Raw genomic sequence first — 2,498 nt, 5'->3', positions numbered from 1 at the left:
CTCGCGCGCGGCGGGTGCCCGGCGCCAGGCCGCGCGCGACGCCCGGTGAGCCTGGGGGCGGATGAGTCCTCCCGGCGAGACACGACCTAGGTTGGCTCGCCGTGGGCGACGATGACGTGACGACGACGGCGGGAGACCGCAGACCGTTCCGGGTGACCGGCACCGCGCAGCGCGAGGCGTGGCGCACGAAGGTCATGCCGCCCGTCGAGCGCATCCGGTCCGGGGTGTGGTGCGTCCCCGTGCCCATCCCCCGCAACCCGCTGCGGTACACCCTCACCTACCTCCTGGAGCACCGCGACGGTCTCGTCGTCGTGGACCCGGGCTGGGAGTCGGATCCGGGCCGGGTGGCGCTGGAGGACGGTATGCGAGACCTCGGCGCGAGCTGGTCGGACGTCGCCGGAGTCGTCGTGACCCACGTGCATCCGGACCACCACGGGCTGTCGCGGCTGGTGAAGGAGCGGAGCGGGGGCTGGGTCGCGATGCACCCGGCGGAAGCGGCCAGCCTCCCCGGCGAGTCCATGCGCACCGACGCCATCGCGCGGGACGACGACTGGCTGCACGGTTGTGGCACCCCGCAGGACGCCGCCGAGGAGCTGCGGATGACCGCGCGGATGCTCGAGCCCTTCACCCGGATGGCGCGCCCCGACGTGCTCCTGGAGGACGCGGACCGCGTGCCAGGGGGCGACTGGCGTGCGGTGTGGACACCCGGACACACGGCCGGCCACCTGTGCCTGCATCACGAGGCCGCGGCGCTGTTCCTCACCGGCGACCACGTCCTCCCGCGGATCAGCCCGAACATCAGCCTGCACCCGTTCACCGACGAGCCACCCCTCGCGGCCTACCTCGCGTCGCTCCGCAAGGTCGCCGCATACGACTCGGCGGAGGCGCTGCCGGCCCACGAATACCGGTTCACGGGGCTCGCCGCCCGCGTCGAGACGCTCCTGGCCCACCACGAGGAGCGCTGCGGGGAGATCGAGGACGTCGTCGCGCGTCTCGAGGAGCCGACCGTCTGGCAGGTCGCGGAACGCCTCACGTGGTCGCGGGGATGGGACGGGGTCCAGGGCCTCATGAGGCGGGCGGCGCTCGCCGAGACGGCCGCGCACCTGCAGTACCTGCGCGGGCTCGCCAGGATCCGAGCCAGGCGAGTGGACCGCACGTGGGTGTTCTCCCTGCCCGTCGCCGCGGACGGCCTCACCGGGGCGAGCCCGAGCCCGTGACCCTCGCATGCTTCATCCGGCCCACAGTGCGGGGGCAGGTGACACCGGTGGCACGGCGGTCACGCCGGACTCGGTGAAGGTGCACCGCACGCCGGTGCGCACCCGCGCGCGCAGGTGGTCGGCGACGGCGGCGTCGACCAGCGCGATGCGGGCCAACGCTCGAGCGATGGCCTTGGTGACCGACACCCGGGCCCGCTCGGCATCGGTGACGAAGCACCGCGGGCGTCCACCGACCCCCACGACGCGCCGGAGCTCGGCGCGGATCCACTCCCGCTCGGTCCGGCACTGCTGCGCCCTGTCGTCGCCGGCGGCCTCGTGCTCGGCGATCTGTTCGTCGAGTTCCGCGAGACGGTGCCGGTACAGCGTGAGCGTGCGCCGGTCCACCACCTCGTGCGGCGTGTCGCTGTACCGGTCGGCCCACCCGGCGGGGTCGGTCGCACTCGCCAGCTCCAGCGCGCTGACCTCCGTGCCGGGCCGGGAGACGAGGACGGCGAGGTAGCGCAGCCCGACGCAGTCGTCGACCTCCGCCTCGGCGACCGGGGTGGTGACCGACCATCGGCGTCCGCAGCGGACGATCCCCACCCCCGCACGGTCCGGGCCCGAGGCGCAGATCGGACCGGCAGCGGACGCGGGCTGCCTCCCTCGGCCGGCGACCGGTTCTCGAGGGTCGGGCAGGGCCATCCCGATGCGCTCCGCCCTGGCCGCCGACTCGGCTGCCACGTCGCGCGCCATCGAGACGTCGGCCGGGCGACCGCGCGACCGGAGTGCCTGCGCGAGCCGATGGCCGGCGAGCGCCGCAGCGGGCAGGTGCCCGAGGGCCAGGCTGCGCGCGACCGCCGAGCCGAGCTCGAGGACCGCGGCGTCGAGGTCGCCCGTCGTCAGGGCCGCCACGCCGAGCGCGTGGTGCACGGGCCCGAAGCAGGTGACGGCGAGGCTCGGCGAGAACGGCAGGGCGGCATACGGTCGCAGCATCCGCCCGAGGTCCGCCGCGGTGTCACGGTCACCGAGCAGGTGGGCGGCCTCCACGGTGCCGTATGCCGTGGCGAGCCAGCTGCTCGACCGGGCCGGCCGGCGCAGCTCGTCGCGGAGCCGGGCGACGAGACTCGCCGCCTCCAGCAGGTCGCCGTCCTCGGCGCGGGCGACGGCGAGGGCGGCCTCGTGGCCGAGGCTGACCGCTCCGAGCCGCGGGGAGCCGACGACGTCCTCCAGCTCGGGCCGCAGCCCGACGAGCCGGCCCGCGAACCACGCGGCGGGGGGGGGCTGGGGGGGGTGGCAGGCGGG

The 2,498-nt window shown here is 75.6% G+C and carries 2 protein-coding genes; one reads left to right on the top strand and one right to left on the bottom strand.

What is annotated here, in order from left to right:
- Positions 1-101 precede the first annotated feature (101 nt).
- On the top strand, positions 102-1,217 hold the full coding sequence (locus tag BN12_RS21050) for an MBL fold metallo-hydrolase (protein ID WP_200901269.1): 1,116 nt from the start codon (positions 102-104) through the stop codon (positions 1,215-1,217).
- A gap of 12 nt (positions 1,218-1,229) precedes the next feature.
- Here the strand turns inward: BN12_RS21050 and BN12_RS21045 are convergent.
- A partial coding sequence (locus BN12_RS21045) for a hypothetical protein (protein WP_048555522.1) occupies positions 1,230-2,498 on the bottom strand: 1,269 nt, incomplete at its 5' end.

Source organism: Nostocoides japonicum T1-X7 (assembly GCF_001046855.1).
Lineage (GTDB): Bacteria > Actinomycetota > Actinomycetes > Actinomycetales > Dermatophilaceae > Nostocoides > Nostocoides japonicum.
The sequence above is the reverse complement of the archived record's forward strand: the minus strand, read 5'-3'. Positions and strand labels throughout refer to the sequence as shown.